Annotated in this window: 20 protein-coding genes and 1 tRNA gene; 15 read left to right on the top strand and 6 right to left on the bottom strand. The window is 74.1% G+C overall.

The genetic code is table 11. From position 1 onward, the window contains the following. The first annotated feature begins 122 nt into the window (after window positions 1-122). The 8 genes from A6V29_RS10935 (at window position 123) to A6V29_RS10900 (ending at window position 9,498) form a co-directional block, all read left to right on the top strand. Window positions 123-1,649 carry an ABC transporter substrate-binding protein gene (locus A6V29_RS10935; protein WP_137160307.1) on the top strand — a complete coding sequence of 509 codons (1,527 nt, stop codon included), beginning with the start codon at window positions 123-125 and terminating at the stop codon, window positions 1,647-1,649. After that, the gene (locus A6V29_RS10930) at window positions 1,646-2,587 is read left to right on the top strand and encodes an ABC transporter permease (RefSeq protein ID WP_137160376.1); all 942 of its coding nucleotides are present in this window, start codon (window positions 1,646-1,648) and stop codon (window positions 2,585-2,587) included. The genes A6V29_RS10935 and A6V29_RS10930 overlap by 4 nt, the downstream gene beginning before the upstream one ends. A gap of 16 nt (window positions 2,588-2,603) precedes the next feature. Beyond that, window positions 2,604-3,602: an ABC transporter permease gene (locus tag A6V29_RS10925; RefSeq protein ID WP_212719251.1), complete on the top strand. Its 999-nt coding sequence runs from the start codon at window positions 2,604-2,606 to the stop codon at window positions 3,600-3,602. After that, window positions 3,599-4,663, top strand: a complete 1,065-nt coding sequence (locus tag A6V29_RS10920; protein WP_137160306.1) for an ABC transporter ATP-binding protein — start codon at window positions 3,599-3,601, stop codon at window positions 4,661-4,663. The genes A6V29_RS10925 and A6V29_RS10920 overlap by 4 nt, the downstream gene beginning before the upstream one ends. After that, window positions 4,656-5,687, top strand: a complete 1,032-nt coding sequence (locus tag A6V29_RS10915; RefSeq protein ID WP_137160305.1) for an ABC transporter ATP-binding protein — start codon at window positions 4,656-4,658, stop codon at window positions 5,685-5,687. The genes A6V29_RS10920 and A6V29_RS10915 overlap by 8 nt, the downstream gene beginning before the upstream one ends. Before the next feature lie 164 nt (window positions 5,688-5,851). Beyond that, complete coding sequence (locus A6V29_RS10910) at window positions 5,852-8,503, top strand: putative bifunctional diguanylate cyclase/phosphodiesterase (protein ID WP_137160304.1); 2,652 nt, start codon at window positions 5,852-5,854, stop codon at window positions 8,501-8,503. Window positions 8,504-8,535: 32 nt separating this feature from the next. Next, complete coding sequence (locus A6V29_RS10905) at window positions 8,536-9,363, top strand: thioesterase family protein (protein WP_137160303.1); 828 nt, start codon at window positions 8,536-8,538, stop codon at window positions 9,361-9,363. 47 nt (window positions 9,364-9,410) lie between these two features. Continuing rightward, window positions 9,411-9,498, top strand: a tRNA-Ser gene (locus A6V29_RS10900). Window positions 9,499-9,537: 39 nt separating this feature from the next. On the opposite strand, the gene A6V29_RS10895 is transcribed toward A6V29_RS10900, so the two are convergent. Together A6V29_RS10895 and A6V29_RS10890 are read right to left on the bottom strand one after the other, a co-directional pair. After that, on the bottom strand, window positions 9,538-9,789 hold the full coding sequence (locus tag A6V29_RS10895; RefSeq protein ID WP_137160302.1) for a helix-turn-helix domain-containing protein: 252 nt from the start codon (window positions 9,787-9,789) through the stop codon (window positions 9,538-9,540). Then, window positions 9,789-10,268 (bottom strand): DUF2975 domain-containing protein, encoded by a 480-nt coding sequence (locus A6V29_RS10890; protein WP_137160301.1) that lies wholly within the window; start codon window positions 10,266-10,268, stop codon window positions 9,789-9,791. Before A6V29_RS10890 ends, A6V29_RS10895 begins: the two co-directional genes overlap by 1 nt. An 85-nt stretch (window positions 10,269-10,353) precedes the next feature. On the opposite strand from A6V29_RS10890, the gene A6V29_RS10885 reads away from it, so the two are divergent. From A6V29_RS10885 to A6V29_RS21275, 3 genes are all read left to right on the top strand, one after another. Further along, window positions 10,354-10,545, top strand: a complete 192-nt coding sequence (locus A6V29_RS10885; protein WP_137160300.1) for a hypothetical protein — start codon at window positions 10,354-10,356, stop codon at window positions 10,543-10,545. After that, entirely contained in the window at window positions 10,542-10,799 is a 258-nt protein-coding gene (locus tag A6V29_RS10880; protein ID WP_137160299.1) for a hypothetical protein, read from the top strand. Before A6V29_RS10885 ends, A6V29_RS10880 begins: the two co-directional genes overlap by 4 nt. A 268-nt stretch (window positions 10,800-11,067) precedes the next feature. Then, window positions 11,068-12,042 carry a hypothetical protein gene (locus A6V29_RS21275; RefSeq protein ID WP_502700082.1) on the top strand — a complete coding sequence of 325 codons (975 nt, stop codon included), beginning with the start codon at window positions 11,068-11,070 and terminating at the stop codon, window positions 12,040-12,042. Window positions 12,043-12,132: 90 nt separating this feature from the next. Here the strand turns inward: A6V29_RS21275 and A6V29_RS10870 are convergent, their stop codons facing one another. Further along, a complete protein-coding gene (locus A6V29_RS10870) occupies window positions 12,133-12,396 on the bottom strand; it encodes an STAS domain-containing protein (RefSeq protein WP_249933172.1) in 264 nt (87 codons plus the stop codon). Continuing rightward, window positions 12,396-12,749, bottom strand: a complete 354-nt coding sequence (locus A6V29_RS10865; protein WP_137160297.1) for an STAS domain-containing protein — start codon at window positions 12,747-12,749, stop codon at window positions 12,396-12,398. Before A6V29_RS10865 ends, A6V29_RS10870 begins: the two co-directional genes overlap by 1 nt. Before the next feature lie 136 nt (window positions 12,750-12,885). Here A6V29_RS10865 and A6V29_RS10860 point away from each other — a divergent pair, with 136 nt between their 5' ends. Genes A6V29_RS10860 through A6V29_RS10850 form a run of 3 tightly spaced genes read left to right on the top strand, consistent with a single transcriptional unit; the run spans window position 12,886 to window position 15,607 of the window. After that, window positions 12,886-13,599 carry a response regulator gene (locus A6V29_RS10860; RefSeq protein ID WP_137160296.1) on the top strand — a complete coding sequence of 238 codons (714 nt, stop codon included), beginning with the start codon at window positions 12,886-12,888 and terminating at the stop codon, window positions 13,597-13,599. Beyond that, window positions 13,596-14,969, top strand: a complete 1,374-nt coding sequence (locus tag A6V29_RS10855; protein WP_137160295.1) for a sensor histidine kinase — start codon at window positions 13,596-13,598, stop codon at window positions 14,967-14,969. The genes A6V29_RS10860 and A6V29_RS10855 overlap by 4 nt, the downstream gene beginning before the upstream one ends. After that, on the top strand, window positions 14,966-15,607 hold the full coding sequence (locus A6V29_RS10850; protein ID WP_170977829.1) for a GerMN domain-containing protein: 642 nt from the start codon (window positions 14,966-14,968) through the stop codon (window positions 15,605-15,607). The genes A6V29_RS10855 and A6V29_RS10850 overlap by 4 nt, the downstream gene beginning before the upstream one ends. Window positions 15,608-15,628: 21 nt before the next feature. Here A6V29_RS10850 and A6V29_RS10845 read toward each other — a convergent pair whose 3' ends face one another. After that, window positions 15,629-16,744, bottom strand: coding sequence for an NAD(P)/FAD-dependent oxidoreductase (locus A6V29_RS10845; RefSeq protein ID WP_137160293.1), 1,116 nt, complete (start codon window positions 16,742-16,744; stop codon window positions 15,629-15,631). 65 nt (window positions 16,745-16,809) lie between these two features. Further along, entirely contained in the window at window positions 16,810-17,268 is a 459-nt protein-coding gene (locus A6V29_RS10840) for a MaoC family dehydratase (RefSeq protein WP_137160292.1), read from the bottom strand. 183 nt (window positions 17,269-17,451) lie between these two features. Between A6V29_RS10840 and A6V29_RS10835 the strand changes: the two genes are divergently transcribed. Next, a complete protein-coding gene (locus A6V29_RS10835; protein ID WP_137160291.1) occupies window positions 17,452-17,952 on the top strand; it encodes an NUDIX domain-containing protein in 501 nt (166 codons plus the stop codon). Window positions 17,953-18,136 lie beyond the last annotated feature (184 nt).

Here is an 18,136-nt window from a genome sequence, read left to right as displayed (position 1 = left end):
CGTCGCGGCGGAGGTTGCGAAGCCGCAACGATGTGGCGCAGGGCGCATCTCGGCTGGCCGACCTGCGCGAACGGGGGAATGGTCGAGGGCGGACGACGAACCTCGATGCTCCGGAGGCCACCGTGCGCGCCACCCGACCTCTCGCCCTCGCCGCCACCGGCGCCCTGCTGCTCACCGCCTGCGGAGGTGGTGAGTCCGTCGACACGGGCGGCGGGGGAGGGGGTGGCGACGGCGAGACGCTGGTCGCCGCCGTCAGCGCCCAGCCCGACCAGTTGGACCCGCACGTCACGACGGCGTACGCGAGCTTCCAGGTGCTGGAGAACGTCTACGACACCCTGGTCGCCCCCAGCGCCGAGGACCTCACGATGGAGGCCAGCCTCGCCGAGTCGTGGGAGACCAGCGACGACCAGCTGACCTGGACGTTCACCCTCCGCGACGACGTCACCTTCCACGACGGCAGCGAGTTCGACTCCGCCGACGTCGTCTACTCCTACAACCGGATCATCGACGAGGAGCTGAGCAACTCCTTCAGGTTCCAGAACGTCGAGTCCGTCGAGGCCGACGGCCCGCAGACCGTCGTCATCACGCTCTCCCAGCCGACCCCGAACCTGCTGGAGCGGATCGGCTCGTTCAAGGGGATGGCGATCCTCCCCGAGGGTGCCGCCGAGGACCTCGACCTGCAGACCGAGGCGAACGGGACCGGTCCGTTCCGGCTGGAAGGGTCCGACGCCAGCCGCACCACGCTGACCGCGTTCGAGGACTACTGGGGCGGGGAGCCGAGCATCGGCGGGGTCGAGTTCCGCTACATCACCGAGCCGGCCGCGGCGCTGACCGCGCTGCAGAACGGCGAGGTGCAGTGGACCGACAACGTGCCGCCGCAGCGGATCGAGGCGCTGGCCGACGACGACTCGGTCGCGCTGCAGACCACGCCGAGCGTCGACTACTGGTACATGTCCATGAACTACGACCGGCCGCCGTTCGACAACCGAGACGTCCGGCGGGCGATCTCCTTCGCGATCGACCGCGAGGCGGTGGCCGAGGCCGCCTGGTTCGGCGCGGCCGAGCCCAACCAGACCGCGATCCCCGAGGACAGCTTCTTCTACTACGACTACGAGCCGTTCGAGCGGGACGTCGACCAGGCGCGGCAGCTGCTCGAGCAGGCCGGCGTCGCGACCCCGCTGACCATGGGGCTCATGGTCACCGACGAGTACCCCGAGACGGTGACGGCGGCGCAGGTCATCGCCAGCCAGCTCGAGGAGATCGGCGTCCAGGTGGAGATCGAGACGCTGGACTTCGCCGCCTGGCTGGACCGCCAGGGCGAGGGCGACTTCGACGCCTTCTACCTGGGCTGGCTGGGCAACCTGGACCCGGCGGCCTACTACCAGGAGCAGCACCAGACCGACGGCCCGAACAACTACCAGGGCTACAGCAACCCGCAGGTCGACGAGCTGCTGGTGCAGGGCTCCACGGAGACCGACGACGAGGCGCGCAAGGAGATCTACGACCAGGCCGCGCAGCTCATCGTCGACGACGTCTCCTACCTCTACCTCTACAACCCCGACGTCGTGCAGGCGTGGGCGCCCGGGCTGTCGGGCTACCAGATCCGCGCGGACAAGGCGATCAACTTCGAGAACGTGGAGCTGCCCTGACCGGGTACCTCCTCCGCCGCACCGGCCAATCGGTGGTGGTGCTGGCGGGGGTCAGCGTCATCGTCTTCGCCCTGGTGCACCTCGTGCCGGGCGATCCGGTGCGGCTCGCGCTGGGCACCCGGTTCAACCAGGAGACCTACGACGCGCTGCGCGAGCGCTCCGGGCTCGACCAGCCGCTGATCACGCAGTTCTTCAGCTGGCTGGGTGGGGCGCTGACCGGCGACCTCGGCGTGAGCTTCCGCAGCGGGGACACCGTCACCTCGCTCATCGCCGAGCGACTGCCGGCCACCCTCGCCCTGGCCTTCGCCTCGATCCTCGTGGCGCTGCTCATCGCCATCCCGCTCGGCACGATCTCGGCGCTGCGGCCGCGTTCCCTGGTCGACAGGTTCGCCACGGTGATCAGCCAGTTCGGCATCTCGGTGCCCGACTTCTGGATGGCGATCGTGCTCATCCTGGTCTTCGCCGGGACGCTGGGCTGGCTGCCGTCGGGCGGCTACGTGCCGCTCGGCGAGGACCCGCTGGGCTGGCTGCAGCGGCTCGTCATGCCGGCGCTGGTGACCGGGCTGGTCTCCGGCTCGGTGATCACCAGGTTCGTCAGGTCCAGCGTCCTGGAGGCGCTGGGCTCCGACCACGTGCGGACGGCGCAGGCGAAGGGGTTGCCGCAGCGGCAGGTGTTCGGCTGGCACGTGCTGCGCAACGCGCTGCTGCCGCTGGTGACAGTCACCGGCGTGCAACTGGCCTACCTGCTGTCCGGGGTGGTCGTCGTGGAGATCGTCTTCGCCTGGCCGGGGCTGGGGCAGCTCGCCCTGCAGGCGGTCCAGGCCCGCGACTACCCGGTGCTGCAGGGGGCGATCCTGCTGTTCGCCGTCGTCTTCCTGGTGATCAACCTGGTCGTCGACCTGCTGTACACCGCGATCGACCCGAGGATCCGGCGATGACATCGGGCCTGCTGCGATGACCGGCCAGCCGCTGCCCCCGCCGGACACCCCGGTCGCCGCGCAGGGCGACGCGAAGGACTCCCGCACCGGCCCCCTCCAGGGCCACGAGCACGAAATGGGCCCCTCGGGAGGGCCGACGACGCTGCGCCCGGCCCGCCCGCGCTGGCGGGAGACGCTCGGCCTGCTGGCGCGCAACCCGACGGCCGCCGTCGCCGCCATGGTGCTGATCGGGATCGTGCTGATGTCGATCTTCGACGAGGCGCTCGCGCCGCAGGGGCCGAACGTCACCTCGGTCCCCGACCGGCTGCAGCCGCCGAGCTGGGAGCACCCGTTCGGCACCGACGACCTCGGCCGCGACATCCTGTCCCGGGTGATCCTGGGCGCCGGGGTCTCGCTGCGGGTCGGGTTCCTCGCCGTCGCCATCGCGCTGGTCATCGGGACGCTGATCGGGCTGCTCGCCGGGTACTACGGGCGCTGGGTCGACGACGTCCTCATGCGGGTCATGGACATGTTCTTCGCGTTCCCGGCGGTGCTGCTGGCGATCGCGATCCTCGCCGTCCGCGGGCCGGGCTCGGGCAACACCGCGATGGCGATCGGCATCGTCTACATCCCGATCTTCGCCCGGGTGACGCGGGCCAGCGTGCTCGCCGTCCGGGAGGAGGTGTACGTCCGGGCCTCCCGCTCGGTGGGCGCCTCGGACTTCCGGCTGATCACCCGGCACGTGCTGCCCAACGCCGCGCCGCCGATCATCGTGCAGACCTCGATCAGCCTCGCGTTCGCCGTGCTGGCCGAGGCGGCGCTGTCCTTCCTCGGCCTGGGCACCCAGCCGCCGAACCCCTCGTGGGGGCGGATGCTCGCCGAGGGCCGCGCCTTCATCCAGGACGCCTGGTGGCTGGCGTTCTTCCCCGGGATGGCGATCTTCCTGACCGTGCTCTGCTTCAACCTGCTCGGCGACGGGCTGCGCGACGTGCTCGACCCGCGGCAGCGGACGCTCATGGCGGGAGGTGGCCGGTGACCCGGCCGGTGCTGGAGGTCGAGGACCTGCGGGTGCGGCTGCGGACCCCGCGGGGACCGGCCGACGTCGTCAACGGGCTGTCCTACAGCGTCGGGCCCGGCGAGACGGTCGCCGTCGTCGGGGAGTCCGGCAGCGGCAAGAGCGTCTCGGTGCTGGCCCTGCTCGGGCTGCTGCCGGCGCGGATCGCGACGGTGACCGGCCGGGCGCTGCTGCAGGGCGAGGACCTGCTCACCATGAAGCCTGCCCGGCTGCGGGAGGTGCGCGGAGCCGGGGCGGGCATGGTCTTCCAGGACCCGATGACCTCGCTCAACCCGGTGCTCACCGTCGGCCGCCAGCTGGTCGAGGGCATCCGCGCGCACGGCGACGTCGACAAGGCCACCGCCCGCCGGCGGGCCGCCGAGCTGCTCGGCGAGGTGGGCCTGCCCGACCCGGAGGGGGCGCTGGACCGGTATCCGCACGAGCTGTCCGGCGGCATGCGGCAGCGGGTCATCATCGCCATCGCGCTGTCGAACTCACCGGAACTGCTCATCGCCGACGAGGCGACGACGGCGCTGGACGTCACCGTGCAGGCGCAGATCATCGACCTGGTCGAGAAGCTCAAGCAGGAGCGGGGGACCGGCGTCATCTGGATCACCCACGACCTGGGGGTGGTCGCGGGCATCGCCGACCGGGTGCTGGTGATGTACGGCGGCCGCTGCGTCGAGGACGGCACGGTGGACGACGTCCTGGAGCACCCGGCGCACCCGTACACCCGCGGGCTGCTGGGCGCGCTGCCCGATCTCGCGCGCCCCCTGCCCGACGGCTCGCTGCCCGAGCTGGCGACGGTGCCCGGCGTCCCGCCGGCACCCACCGACCTGCCGGAGGGGTGCGTGTTCTGGCCGCGCTGCCCGGTGCGTGGCGACGTCCGCTGCGAGACCGAGCAGCCGCCCCTCGTGCCGATCGGCCCGTCGTCCGGTGCGCTGCCCCACCGCGCCGCGACCTGGTGCGCCGAGGGGACTCTCGGTACCGAAGGCCTTGAGGCTTTCGGTACCGAAAGTCCCCGCGGGGGCGGCCATGCATGACGTGCTGGTCTCCGCCCGGGGTCTGGAGGTGCACTTCCCGACCGGCGGGCGCGGGGTGCGGAAGAAGGCCGGCGGCGTGCTGCGCGCCGTCGACGGCGTGGACCTGGACATCCGCCGCGGCGAGACGCTGGGGCTGGTGGGCGAGTCCGGCTGCGGGAAGTCGACGCTCGGCAACGCGCTGCTTCGGTTGGTGCCCGCGACCGGCGGCTCGATCTCCTTCGACGGCACCGACATCACCGGGCTGGACGGCCGGCGGCTCAAGGAGCTGCGGCGCCGGGCCGGGATGGTGTTCCAGGACCCGTTCGCGTCGCTGGACCCGCGGCGCACCGTCGCGCAGACGGTGGGCGAGCCGCTGGAGGTGCACGGGCTGCGGAAGGGCCGCGAGAAGGCCGCCCGGATCGGCGAGCTGCTGGAGCTGGTGGGGCTGGACGCGGGGGTGGCGGCCCGGTACCCGCACGAGTTCTCCGGAGGGCAGCGGCAGCGGGTCGGCATCGCCCGCGCGCTGGCCGGGGAGCCGGACTTCCTGGTCTGCGACGAGGCGATCGCGTCGCTGGACGTGAGCGTGCAGGCGCAGGTGCTCAACCTGCTGCGCCGGCTGCAGGACCGGCTCGGGCTCACCCTGCTGTTCATCTCGCACGACCTGTCGGCGGTGCGCTACATCGCCGACCGGATCGCCGTGATGTACCTCGGGCGCATCGTCGAGATCGGCCCCGCCGCGGCGGTCGGCAGCGATCCGCAGATGCCGTACACGCAGGCGCTGCTCTCGGCGGTGCCCGTGCCGCACCCCGCGTTGGAGCGGGAGCGGCAGCGGACGGTGCTCACCGGCGACGTCCCCTCGCCGTCCGCCGTCCCGAGCGGGTGCCGGTTCCGCACCCGCTGCCCGTACGTCTTCGAGCCGTGCGACGACGTCGATCCCGCGCTGCAGCCGGTGGGGGCGCCGGGGCAGCAGGCGGCGTGCCACCTGCACGGCGTCGTCGGCACGCCGGTGACCCGCACCCCCGAGGGCGTGACCGCGGAGCCCTGAACCGCCGTCCTCCCTCACCTCCGAGCGTCCTCCCTCACCGCCCACCGCGAGGGAGGAGGCGCTCGGATCAGGTTCCCTGATCGTCGCCGCCCCCCTCCGCCGGTGTCGCTCCAAGGAGGGAGATCGCGTTCAAGGACGCCGGCCCACGCGCCGACTGACGGGGCATGCGGACCAAGCGGGGGCCTGCGACCCGACGACGGCGCGGCATCCCGCTGTGGGCGTACCACACGGCCCTGGTGCTCGTGCCCCTCGTCGGTGTCGTCGCACTGACGACGGCGATCGTGCGCGTCGCCGTGCAGGAGTCGCAGGTCGCCGTGCGGTCGGAGGCCGCGATCGGCAGCCTCTCCCGCCTGCACGCCACCCGCAGCGCGGTGGTCCGCGAGATCGTCCCCTCCCTCTCCCTCGCCGTCATCAACGCGACGGCCAGCGGCACCATGCGGTCGTCGGACACCGACGCCCTGCTCGACCAGCGAGGTCTGGCCGAGGGGGTGATGGTCGACAGCCGCGCCGTCACCGACGAGGCGCTCCGCCGGCTGACCGCCGTCGCCGACGGCGAGGACACCGCCAGAGAGGTCCAGCGGCGGCTCACGGTGCTGCGTGCCGCCGTGGACGGCGGCGACCCGGACATCGGGCAGATCTACGCCGACTTCTGGCGGCTGGCCGACGACCTCGCCGACGAGCAGCGTGCCGCGACGCGGAACACCGGGTCGGAGGAGGCGCCGGCCGAGACGCGGGCGGCCGCCGAGGACGTCCAGCTCATCGCCGACACCGCCACGATCGCCAGCCGGGTCGTGCCTGAGTTCGTCGCCGGCCAGCTCATCGGCTCCGCCTCGGTCGAGTCGCCGGACTGGCAGGCCAGCTGGCGGACGTACCTGGCCGCGCAGCAGCAGCTGGCCGACCTCTCCCAACCCTCCCTGCAGCAGCAGTGGCAGGAGCTGGCCGCCTCGCCGGACATGGTGGCGATCGACACCGTGCTGGACGCGTACGACGACGGAACGGCCACCGGTCCGATGCCGGTCCTGGACCTGATCACGCTCGTCGCGCAGACCATGGAGCGGGACGCCGCCCTGACCGACCTGCTCGATGCGGCGGTCGACTCCGCGCAGTCGCTGTCGGCCGCCGACCGGGACGCCGCCAACCAGCGCCGGGACCTGCTCCTCGCCGTCGCCGTCGGCCTGGTGCTCGCCTCGGTGGCCGGCGCCGTCCTCGTGGGACGCGCCGTCTCCCGGGCGCTCGGGCAGCTCGCCGACCAGGCCGAGCAGATCAGCCACGGACAGCTGGTCGACATCACCGGTGGCGGACCGCGCGAGGCGCGCACCGTCTCCGCGGCGCTCGCGGCGACAGTCGCCGGTCTGCGCCGCATTCAGGCCCAGGCCGGTGCGGTGACCCGCGGTGACCTGTCGGCCCCCGTGCTGGCCGAGGCGCTGCCCGGCCCGCTGGGTGAGCTATTGCACGCCTCGGTGGAGCAGCTCGTGGAGTCGGTCCGCCAGCGCGAGCAGCTGCAGGCCGCGCTCGCCCACCAGGCCGCGCACGACCCGCTCACCGAGCTCCCCAACCGCGCCCAGGCCCGGATCCTGGTCACCGCGGCGCTGCACCGCGCCCGCCGCTCGGGCGACATGACCGGCCTGCTGTTCGTCGACCTGGACGGGTTCAAGGCGGTCAACGACAGGCACGGGCACGCCACGGGTGACGTGGTGCTGCAGGAGGTGGCCGGGCGGCTGCGCGCCGCGCTGCGCCCGGGTGACGTCGTGTGCCGGCTGGGCGGGGACGAGTTCGTCGTCCTCGTCGAGCGGACGGCGGGCGAGCGCGAACTGCTCGACCTCGCCGACCGGCTCATCGCGGCGGTCAGCGCGCCGATCGTCGACGGCGGCCGGGAGCTCCGGGTGGGCGCCAGCGTCGGCATCGCCGTCGACAGGGACGCCGCCGTCGACGCCGACGCCCTGTTCGCCGAGGCCGACACCGCCGCGTACCGCGCGAAGGCGGGCGGCCGCGGTCGCGCCGAGCTCTTCGACGAGGCGCTGCGCACCCAGCTGCACGCCCACGCCGAGCTCGAGGCCGCGCTCGTCGCGGGTCTGGCCGATGGCGAGCTGCAGGTCCACTACCAGCCGGTCGTCGAGCTGGGCACGGGCCGGCTCGAGGGCTACGAGGCGCTGGTGCGCTGGAACCGCCCCGGCGTCGGCCTGGTGCCGCCGAACGACTTCATCCCGGTCGCCGAGGCCAGCCGGTTGATCTGCGACCTGGACCGCTGGGTGCTGCACGAGGCGACCCGTCAGGTGGCCGAGTGGCGTGCGCAGGAGGGCGACGGCCGGGACTTCACCGTCGCGGTGAACATCTCCGGCCGGCACCTCGCCGATCCGCGGGTGGTCGAGGACGTCACCGACGCCCTCGCCGCCTCCGGCCTGCCCGCGGAGCTGCTGATCCTCGAGGTGACCGAGACGGTGCTCGTCAACGAGCCCGCCGCCTTCGGCCACCTGGCCGCGCTGCGCGCCCTCGGCGTCACGATCGCGCTCGACGACTTCGGCACCGGCTACACCTCGATCGGCCAGCTCGCGGGCATGCCGGTGGACACGCTGAAGATCGACCGCAGCTTCATCTCCTCCGCTGCTCCGGGCCAGGCCGAGCTGGTGGCGCTGATCATCCGCGCGGCGCACACCTTCGGGCTCACCGTGGTGGCCGAGGGCGTCGAGGAGCCGGAGCAGCTCGAGTGGCTGCGCACCGAGAACTGCGACTTCGCCCAGGGCTACCTGCTGTCGCGGCCGCTGCCCGCCGAGGCGGCCGCGTGCGCGCGCCGGGACGCCGTCGCACCGTCGTCATGAGGGCGTCCGGGCCGACCACCTAGGCTGACCCGGTGGTGAACCCCGGTGCCGAGGCCCTGTTCCGCCGGGACGGCGACCTCCTCGTCCCCGGGCCGCTGACGACGGGACCCTGGTACCCCGGCACGCTGCACGGCAGCGCCATGCTCGCCGCCATGGGCCGCGCCGCCGAGCGCCACCCCAGCACGGTGGACCGCCAGGTCGTCCGGCTGACCGTCGACATGATGCGGGCCGCGCCGATGGCCCCCCTCCGGGTCGAGACGGCGACCGCCCGAGGCGGGAAGAACATCGACTTCGTGGACATCGCCATGTACGCCGACGACGAGCTGTTCGTCCGGGGCACCGCGCTCCGGATGCGGACGGCCGACCTCGCCGTCGACGAGCCCGAGGCCGCGGAGCACCCGCTCCCTCCGGCGCCCGACCACGTCGGCGAGTCGCCCTTCACCAAGGCGGGCCCCGAGCGGCCGGGCTTCCACCACGCCATCGACGTCCACGTCGACGGCGACGTCGTGTGGTTCCGGCTCACCGCGCCGGTCGTGGAGGGGGAGGAGACCTCCAGCTTCGTCACGGTCGCCGCCATCGCGGACTGGACCTACGCGACGCCCCACCTCGCCCGCAACGCCCGGGGAGGACCCCCGCCGGCCCGCACCGTCTACGCGATCAACGCCGACACGACGATCAACACCTTCCGGCCCATGTCGGGCAGCTGGCTGGGCCTCCGGACGACCGCCCACACCGGCTCGCTCGGCGCCGGCACCAGCAGCGCCCACCTCTACGACGACGCGGGGCCCCTCGGCTCCTGCGCCCAGAGCATCCTGGTCCGCGGCCCGAGCGGCGCGCCGCTCTCGGTGAAGGAAGTGTGACGGGCGGGCACGAGCGGGCTGGGCTGACGCCTAGAGTGCGAGGGCCAGGAGGGCTCGCCTAGTGGCCGATGGCGGCGGTCTTGAAAACCGCTAGGAGTTCACAGCTCCTCGTGGGTTCGAATCCCACGCCCTCCGCTCGCTCGGCCGGCACCGTCGACAGTGTGCGCGGATGCGTCATTCCTGCCGGGAGAAGTGCACATCCGCGCCCTCTGTCGCGGGTTCGTCGTCCACCCACTCCAGCAGGTCGCCGGGCTGGCACTCCAGCACCCGGCACATGGCCTCGAGCGTGCTGAAGCGCACCGCCTTGGCCCGCCCGTTCTTCAGGACGGCGACGTTGGCCGGCGTCAGGCCGATCCGCTCGGCGAACTCCCCGACGCTCATCTTCCGCTTGGCCAGTTCCACGTCGATGCGCACGACGATCGGCATCAGATGACCGCTTCCATGTCGGTGCGCAGCGTCGTGGCCTGCCGGAGCAGCGCCCGCATCACCACCATGAGCAGCCCGAGCACCGCGCCGACCAGCACGACCAGGAAGAGCAGCAGCGGCAGCCCGGGGTCGTCGGCGGTGAAGCCGACGAGGAGGAACACCCCCACGAGCACCACCCAGGCGGCGGCGATCGCGGCGACGATCCCGTCGACCCAGCGCAGCGCCCCGGCGCTGAAGATCTCGTCGCGCTGCACCAGCGTGAGCAGCCGCCAGGTGCAGACGACGACGACCTGCACGCACAGCACCCAGAACACCGCCAGCGCCGTCAGCGGCCAGCGGAGGTGGGCGTCCTCGGGTGACTCCTCGGCCATGTGCGCGAACTGCCCTGGCAGCGAGAACGTCTGCAGCATCACCAGCAGGGCGAACAGCAGCACCAGGAAGACGCGGAGAGGGACGACGACCCGTCGGACTTCGAGCATGTATCGAATGTCGATGATGACCTATCGAAAGTCAATAGGTTGTGCGATCGTGTCCTCCTCACCCGCCCAGCCACGGAGGAACCTCGTGCGCCATCTCGCCGCCGCCCTGCTCCTCGCGCTCGGAGCGGCCGCCCTCGTGTTCGGCGAGGCCGACGACTCCCCGGGTCTGCAGGGGATCGGTCTGCTGCTCGGCATCACCGCCGTCGTCCTCGTCACCCGTGCTCGCCTCAAGCGGCCCGACGATCCTGCCGATCCTGTATCGGAGGAGGCGAGATGACCCGACCACGGCCAGACCATGCACGACAGCTCCCCGGTGGCTTCGCCGAGATCTCCGAGGAGGAGCAGGAGGACCCCAACCCGGTCATCCAGCACCTCGCGGTGTTCAAGACGCGCGCCCGGATGGTGGACGACTCCCGGGTGGAGAACCGGGCGCGGGAGATGCACGCCGCGAACAGCTTCGAGGACTGGGACCACCTGTCCAGCGACGACCAGGAGCTCTGGCGGCACATGGCGCGGCTCGACCTCCTCTGAGGCCCTCCGACACGCCGCGCGCGGATCGGCCGGCAGAGGTGACCGACCGCCCGGTGACCGCATCCGCGCAGGTCACGCTGCGGTTTGTCGACAAGACGGTGCACCGGGAGCAGGGTCACCACCCGCCCGGGAGGGGCACCACAACGATCAGGTGACGGGCCGGTCATGGGCCGGTCGCAGAGTGCCGATGACGAGCCCGGAGAGCCCTAGCGTCTGACTGGTCCGCGACACTTCCCCGTCGCGGCAGGGGCGCGGAGGTGGTTCTCGCGTGAGCATGGGCGCGACGTTGGTGTGGCCGACGGTGGTGGTGCTGGGCTTCCTGTTCGTCACCGGGATCGTGGTTCTCCTCGGCACCAGTTCGACGGCCCGCTACGAGTTCGAGCGCGGTGGCGCCCGGACCCAGGAGCGGACCGCTGCCCAGCGTTCCGGCAACCACCCCGCCGGCCGCCGCGCGGCCCCCGAGCGGGCCCCCGAGGCGCGTTCCGCACGGCCTCGGTCCGCCCGGGCGGGCGGCGTCGCCGTTCGCACCGCGCCGAAGGCGACGTCGCGGGCGACCCCGCGAGCCAGGTCCCGGGCCACTTCGCGGGCCACCTCGCGCGCCGCCTCCGACGCCACCTCGAACGCCGCCCCGGCGGCCACGCACCGGAGCGCCCCCAGGACCGCCCCGCGGACCGCCCCCGCCACCGAGACCGGCCCCGCCTGGTGGCTGGTCGGGGAGTCCGCGCAGGTGCTGGCCGGCCCCTTCGCCGACCGCGTCGACGCCGACTGGGCCGCGCTGGCCGACGAGCTGTCCGCCGTCGCCGTCTACGGGGTCCGCCGCGCCGACGGCCGGGTCCGCCCCAAGCCCTCGCCGGAGGAGCGGGCCTGGCTGGGCGAGCTGGGCCGGCACCTCGACCGGCTGCCGGCCGAGTGGGACACGCTGCTCACCGACACCGATCCGCTGACCACGCTGGTGGTGGAGGTCGCCGCCGCGCTGGTGGAGGCGGGGCTGCCGCTGCACGACGCCGGGGCGACCCGCTCCCAGGGCGGCGTCTGCCTGGTCCCCGACCAGGACGCCACCGGCCTGCTGGTCAGCTGGCGCCCGCACGACCGGCTCAGCGTGCAGCAGGTGCGCGGCGGCACCGCCGACGACGCGGTCCAGCAGCTGATGAACGCCGCGATCACCGACGTGCTCGAGCAGCTCGGCTTCGTCGTCCAGCCGGTGGGCGACACCCGGTGCGCGCTGGTGACGGCGATGCGGTGAGGTGAGCGCTGCGGTGAGGTGACGGCACCGCGGTGAGATGCCGGGGCGCGACCGGCCCACCCCCGTGCCGGGCCGGTCGGGCCCGGACGCTCAGACGGGTTCGGCGGTGACCTGGGTGGCGTGCCGCAGGACGAGCTCGGCGCCGTCGGCGGCGAAGCGGTCGCGCAGGCTGTGCAGCTCGGCGACGCCGGCGTCGTCGGCCTCCCGGATTCCGGCCAGGTCGAGGACGACGCGGCGGTGGCCGCCCTCGCGGAGAGAGTCGGCGGTTCCGCGGAGCAGATCGGCGCCCTGCGCCGTGAGGTGTCCGCTGGCCCGGATCAGGCCGGTCCGCAGGTCGACGGTCTCCGACATCATCACGCCACGTTCCTTCCGCGGGGGGTCTCCAGCCGCAGCACGCGCCACAGCCCGGTGCGCCGGAGGAGGTCGAGGGTGCGCCGGTTGGCGCCACGGAGGACGACGGTTCCGCCCCGGGCCCGGCAGATGCGGTGCGCCCACAGGAAGCTGGCCACCGCCGTGCTCGAGAGGTTCTGGACGCGGGTCAGGTCCACCACCAGCCGCCGCGCCCCGGCGAGCAGGGCGTCGTGCAGCAGCCAGCGCACGTCGGCCAGCCCGTCGGCGAGCAGGTCGTCGTCGAGCTCGATCGTGACCTGGTCGCCCGTGGCGTCCAGCCGGCTGCGGGCGGCGGCGCGGACGGGGGCGGCGGTCATGGCACGGGCTCCTCGGACGACAGCGGGTGGTACGGCTCCAGCCTGGCCCGGCCAGGTTGCGATCCACCCGGCCGTCGCTTTGCGATTCGATGACGGCCCCGACCGCCCCGGAGTCCCGCGCGGCGCCGGTGGCAGCATGGCGGCCGTGGCGTTGCGTCTGCTGGTCGTCGAGGACGACGACTCGATCCGGACCGCCCTGCGCTGGGCGCTGGAGGACGAGGGGTACGACGTCGCCGAGGCCGCCTCGGGTGAGGACGCCCTCCGTGCGGTCGCCGTCGCCGCCCCCGACCTGATGGTCGTCGACCTCATGCTCGGCTCGATGGACGGGCTGACGGTCATCCGCGAGGTCCGCCGCGACCACGACATCCCGATCATCGTGGTGAGCGCCCGCGCGGACAGCCAGGACATCGTCGAGGCGCTGGAGGCCGGCGCCGATGACTACGTGACGAAACCGTTCGAGGTCAAGGTGATCACGGCGCGGCTGCGGGCGCTGCGGCGCCGGGCCGGCAGCGGCACCCCCGACCCGGCCCCCGGCGAGATCGTGCTCGACTCCGACCCGGACGCCCCGCTGGTGCTCAACGAGGGCCGCGGCACCGTGCACCGCGGCGCCACCCAGCTGCCGCTCACCCTCACGGAGTTCCGGCTGCTCTGCGAGCTCGCCGCCTCGCCCGGGCGGGTGTTCAGCCGGCAGGCGCTCCTCGAGCGGGTCTGGGAGCACGGGTTCTTCGGCGACGAGCGGATCGTCGACGTCCACGTGCGGCGGCTGCGCACCAAGGTGGAGACCGACCCCAGCGCGCCTCGGCTCGTCGTCACCGTGCGCGGCCTGGGCTACCGGCTGGACCCGCAGTGAGGCTCGCGCTCGGGCCGCGCGGGCTCCGGGCGCGGATCGTCCTCGGGTTCGCCGCGGTGACCCTGCTCGTCTCGATCGTCCTGGTGGCGACGACGTTCCTCGCGGCCCGCAGCTACCTGCTCGACCAGCGGGAGTCCTCGCTCACCCGGCAGGCCTTCGCCGACGCCAACGTGTTCAACAGCCGGCTGGCCACCGCCGGCGCCGACGTCGGGCAGCTCCTGGCCGAGCTGGTGCCCTCGGGCGGGGCCGACGTGGTGGTCCGCAGCGGTGAGTCCTGGTACTCCTCGAGCCTCGACGTCGGCGCCCGGGACGTCCCCGAGCAGCTGCGCGGCATCGTGACCGGTGGCGACGCCGGCACGGCCTTCATCGAGACCGTCGAGGGCCCCGCGCTCGTGGTCGGCCTCCCGCTGCACTCGGCAGGGGTCGAGTACTACGAGGTCGCGCCGCTGCAGGAGCTGGGGGAGGTGCTCCGGACCCTGTCCGTGGTGCTCGGCGCGGCCGCGGTCGCGGCGACCGTCGCCGGCGCCGGCTTCGGTGTGTGGGCGGGACGGCGGGCGGTGCAGCCGCTGGAGCAGGTGGCCGGGGCGGCGACCCGCATCGCCGGCGGCGAGCTGACCACCCGCCTGCCCCCGACCGACGACCCGGACCTGGTGGCCATCGTCGGTGGCTTCAACAGCATGGTGGACGCGCTGGCGGCCCGGATCGACCGGGACGCGCGCTTCGTCGGCGACGTGAGCCACGAGCTGCGCAGCCCGCTGACCACCCTGGTGACCAGCGTCGAGGTGCTCGGCGCGCGCCGCGGGGAGCTCAGCCCCCGCGGGCAGCAGGCGCTGACCCTGGTCGAGGGCGAGCTGGGCCGGTTCCGTCGTACCCTCGACGACCTGCTGCAGCTGGCCCGGCTGGACGACGCGGCCGCGGTGGAGTCCGCCCGGCCGCTGCCCATGACGGCCCTGGTCCGCGAGGTCCTGGCCGTCACCGGCCGGCCGGCTGACCTCCTGAGCGCCGACCCCGAGGAGCTGACCATCGTGCGCGGGGACAAGACCAGCCTGGAGCGCGCCGTCCGCAACCTGCTCGACAACGCCGACCGGCACGCCGGGGGCGCCGTCGCCGTGGGGGTGCGCCGGCGCGAGGACACCGTCGTCGTCACCGTGGACGACGCCGGGCCCGGCGTTCCCGTCGAGGACCGGGAGCGGGTGTTCGAGCGGTTCGCGCGCGGAGCCGGCGCCGCGCGCCGGTCGCTGCCCGGCGCCGGCCTGGGGCTGGCGATCGTCGCGGAGACGGCGTCCCGGCACGGTGGTGCGGCCTGGGTGGCCGACGCTCCCGGTGGCGGCGCCCGCTTCTCCCTGTCGCTGCCGGCGGTGGACCCGTGATCCGCCGGGGCGTGGTGCTCGCGCTGGGGCTGCTCCTCGTCGGGTGCGGGGTCCCGACGGGTGGTGCGCCGTCGACCATCCCGTCGTCGGACATCCCCTACGGCCTCGCCGAACCCAGCGCCCCGTCCGCGACCACGGAGCCGCCGGACGACCTCCCGGACACCTCGCGGGTGTACCTGATCTCGCCGGGCGACGTGCTCGTGCCCCGCGGCCGGGAGCTCAGCGGCGGCTCGCGCCGGGAGCGGCTGGCCGAGCTGCTGGACAAGCTGGCCGAAGGCCCCACCCCGGCCGAGCGGGACCAGCAGCTCTCCAGCGCCCTGCCCCCGGAGGCGGGCCTGTCGGTGGGCTCCGTGCGCGACGGGGTGGCCACCGTGCGGATCACCGCTCCCGGCCAGGCGCCCTCCGGGGTCGCCGGCCGCCGGTCGGTGGCGCAGATCGTGCTGACCGCCACCAGCGTGCCGGGCATCCGCGCGGTGCTGCTCGAGCTCAACGGGGAGCGGATCGAGGCACCGCTGCCCGGCGGCGAGCTCACCACCGATCCGCTCACCGCCGCGGACTTCGCCGACGTCCTCGTGCCGTCGTCCCCCGCTCCGCCACCACCCGAGCCGGTCGAGCCGCCGGTCGAGCCCGCGGACTGACGGCTCCAGATCTCGTGTGGGTCAGCGGAGGTGGCGGGCCGCGGCGGCGAGCGTGCGCGCGGTGAGCCGGCCGTCGGCCAGCCCCAGGTCGACGACGTCGTCGAACACCCGCTGCTCGGCCGCGGCGGCGCGGAACGCGGCGTCCATGATCCGCGGCCACCGGCTGAGCGCCGAGGCGGCCGTGGAGTGCCGCAGGTGCCGGCCCAGCCGGCGGCGCAGCGCGGTGCGGTAGGCCCGGCCGGCCTGGGGGCCGTGCACCGCGGCGGAGCCGGCCAACGCGCCGGAGAGCACCGCGTAGAAGATGCCCTCGCCGGTGAGCGGGTTGATCAGCGACGCCGCGTCGCCGGCCAGCAGCACCCGCCCGTCGGGCTGGCGCGGCCGCTCGGTGGACAGCGGCAGCCGGTGCGCGCGCAGCCCGTCGGGCTCGACGCCCGGCAGCAGCCGGTGCAGGCCCTCGGTGAGCGCCGCCCGGCTGGCGCCGCCGGAGACCAGTTCGCCGTAGCCGACGTTGGCCCGGCCGTCGCCGAGCGGGAACGACCAGGCGTAGGCCGGCCAGCGCTGCTCGGTCGTGGCGATGACTTGCACGCCGCGCTGCCCGGGCAGCTCGGGGGCGTAGCCGCGCAGCGCGACGGCCATCCGGTCGGGCCGGTTGGGCGGGCGGCCGAGGGCGCGGCGCACGACGGACTCCGCGCCGTCGGCACCGATGACGACGTCCGCGGTCAGGACGCCGTCGACGTCGACCCGATCCGGCTGCACGGTGAGCCGGCGCACCTGGTGGCGGCGCAGCTCCGCGCCGGCGCGCTGCGCGGCGGCCAGGATGCGGGCGTCCAACACCTGCCGGGGGACGACGTGCGCCGGCCGGGGCATCGGCCGCTCGACCGCCGCGCCGCCGGGGGAGCGCAGCCGCAGCCGCGGCACGGGGGCGAACCCGTCGGTCAGCGCGGCCGCGTCGACGCCCAGCCGGGCCAGGACGTCGATCGCCTCGGGCGCGATGCCGTCGCCGCAGACCTTGTCCCGCGGGAAGTCGGCGCGGTCGAGCAGGAGCACCCGCGCGCCGGGCGCTGCCCGCCGGGCGGCCAGCGCCGCGGCGGAGCCGGCCGGGCCCGCGCCCACGACGACGACGTCCCAGTGCTCCACCCCGCCGACGCTAGGCCCACCCACCCCATGAGGGGCCAAAAGCACGCTTTTGGCCCCTGAGGGGGTCAGCCGCCGTAGTAGCGGTAGACCGGCTCGGCGATGCAGACCGGCTTGTCGCCGCCCTCGCGCTCGATGACGCAGGAGAAGGTGAGCTGCTTGCCGCCGGAGATCTCCTCGACCTTGGCGAGCGTGGCGGTGAGGCGCACCTTCGAGCCCACCGGCACCGGGGAGGGGAAGCGGACCTTGTTCAGGCCGTAGTTGACGCCCATGACGGTGTCGGTGACCCGCAGCACGCTGCCGAACAGGGGGACCAGCAGCGAGAGGGTCAGGTAGCCGTGGGCGATCGGGCCGCCGAAGGGGCTCTCCTTGGTGGCGCGCTCCGGGTCCACGTGGATCCACTGGTGGTCACCGGTCGCGTCGGCGAAGAGGTTCACGTGCTGCTGGGTGACCTCGTACCACTCGCTGGTGCCCAGCTCGGTGCCGACGAGCCCGTCCAGCTCGGCCATGGTCGTGGTGGTGCTCATGGAGGTCCTCCGTCAGGCGCAGCGGTGGGGTGCTTTCCCTGGAACCTACGTGCTGCCCTCGTCAGGGTTTCCGCCGGAGTCGGTCTCTGCTTCCCCCTGGAAGCAGAGACCGAGCTTCCGCCGCACCATGTCCGTGCTCCCGGACAGCGGCGCGCGACGCCGATCTCGGCTTGACTGGTACCCGTGCTGTTCTCGACCGACGGGTGGACCTCGTGCGCGCTGGGCCACCAGCACTGGGGCCGCGCGGGCGCGGCCGGGCTGTTCCTGCACCGGGACGGCGCCGCTGGTCCGGAGGTGCTGCTGCAGCAGCGCGCCCTCTGGTCGCACCACGGTGGCACCTGGGGGACGCCGGGCGGCGCGCTGCACGCCGGCGAGGAGCCGCACGTCGGCGCGCTGCGCGAGGTCCGCGAGGAGCTGGGGCTCGGGCCCGAGGACGTCGTCCTGGGGGACAGGTCAGTCGACGACCACGGCGGCTGGGCCTACACGACGGTCCTGGCCCGGCCCGCCCGTCCGATCGAGCCCGGTGACCTGCGGCTGGACGGCGAGAGCGACGGCGCGGCCTGGCTGCCGCTGGACGGCCTGCACGCGGTGCCGCTGCACCCGGGCCTGGCGGCCTCGCTGGAGCGGCTGCGCGTGCTGATCGAGGGTCCGGCGACACGCCGGGGGAGACGGCCGCACGCGTAATTCGGACGAACGCGGGGCACAACGGCGCGGAGCCCGAACTTCTCCGAGGAGCCCCGTGTCCCGCCCCGCGCGCCATCGCGCCCCCGAGCCGGCCTCGCCCCGCCTGGTCGCCGCGCGGCGGGCGTCCCGCGACGCCGGCCGGCGCCTGTGGCTGCCCCTCGTCCTGCTCTGCGCGGCGCTGCTC

It is taken from the genome of Blastococcus sp. CCUG 61487 (genome assembly GCF_005222955.1).
In the GTDB taxonomy this organism is placed as follows: Bacteria; Actinomycetota; Actinomycetes; order Mycobacteriales; family Geodermatophilaceae; genus Blastococcus.
This window is presented reverse-complemented; position numbering and strand designations above follow the sequence as displayed.

Bases quoted from the DNA above. Each gene is read 5' to 3' on its own strand.
- A6V29_RS10925 (WP_212719251.1), top strand. From the start codon at position 2,604: ATGACCGGCCAGCCGCTGCCCCCGCCGGACACCCCGGTCGCCGCGCAG.
- A6V29_RS10915 (WP_137160305.1), top strand. From the start codon at position 4,656: ATGCATGACGTGCTGGTCTCCGCCCGGGGTCTGGAGGTGCACTTCCCG.
- A6V29_RS10910 (WP_137160304.1), top strand. From the start codon at position 5,852: ATGCGGACCAAGCGGGGGCCTGCGACCCGACGACGGCGCGGCATCCCG.
- A6V29_RS10895 (WP_137160302.1), bottom strand. From the start codon at position 9,789: ATGCCGATCGTCGTGCGCATCGACGTGGAACTGGCCAAGCGGAAGATG.
- A6V29_RS10890 (WP_137160301.1), bottom strand. From the start codon at position 10,268: ATGCTCGAAGTCCGACGGGTCGTCGTCCCTCTCCGCGTCTTCCTGGTG.
- A6V29_RS10880 (WP_137160299.1), top strand. From the start codon at position 10,542: ATGACCCGACCACGGCCAGACCATGCACGACAGCTCCCCGGTGGCTTC.
- A6V29_RS10870 (WP_249933172.1), bottom strand. From the start codon at position 12,396: ATGATGTCGGAGACCGTCGACCTGCGGACCGGCCTGATCCGGGCCAGC.
- A6V29_RS10865 (WP_137160297.1), bottom strand. From the start codon at position 12,749: ATGACCGCCGCCCCCGTCCGCGCCGCCGCCCGCAGCCGGCTGGACGCC.
- A6V29_RS10860 (WP_137160296.1), top strand. From the start codon at position 12,886: ATGGCGGCCGTGGCGTTGCGTCTGCTGGTCGTCGAGGACGACGACTCG.
- A6V29_RS10840 (WP_137160292.1), bottom strand. From the start codon at position 17,268: ATGAGCACCACCACGACCATGGCCGAGCTGGACGGGCTCGTCGGCACC.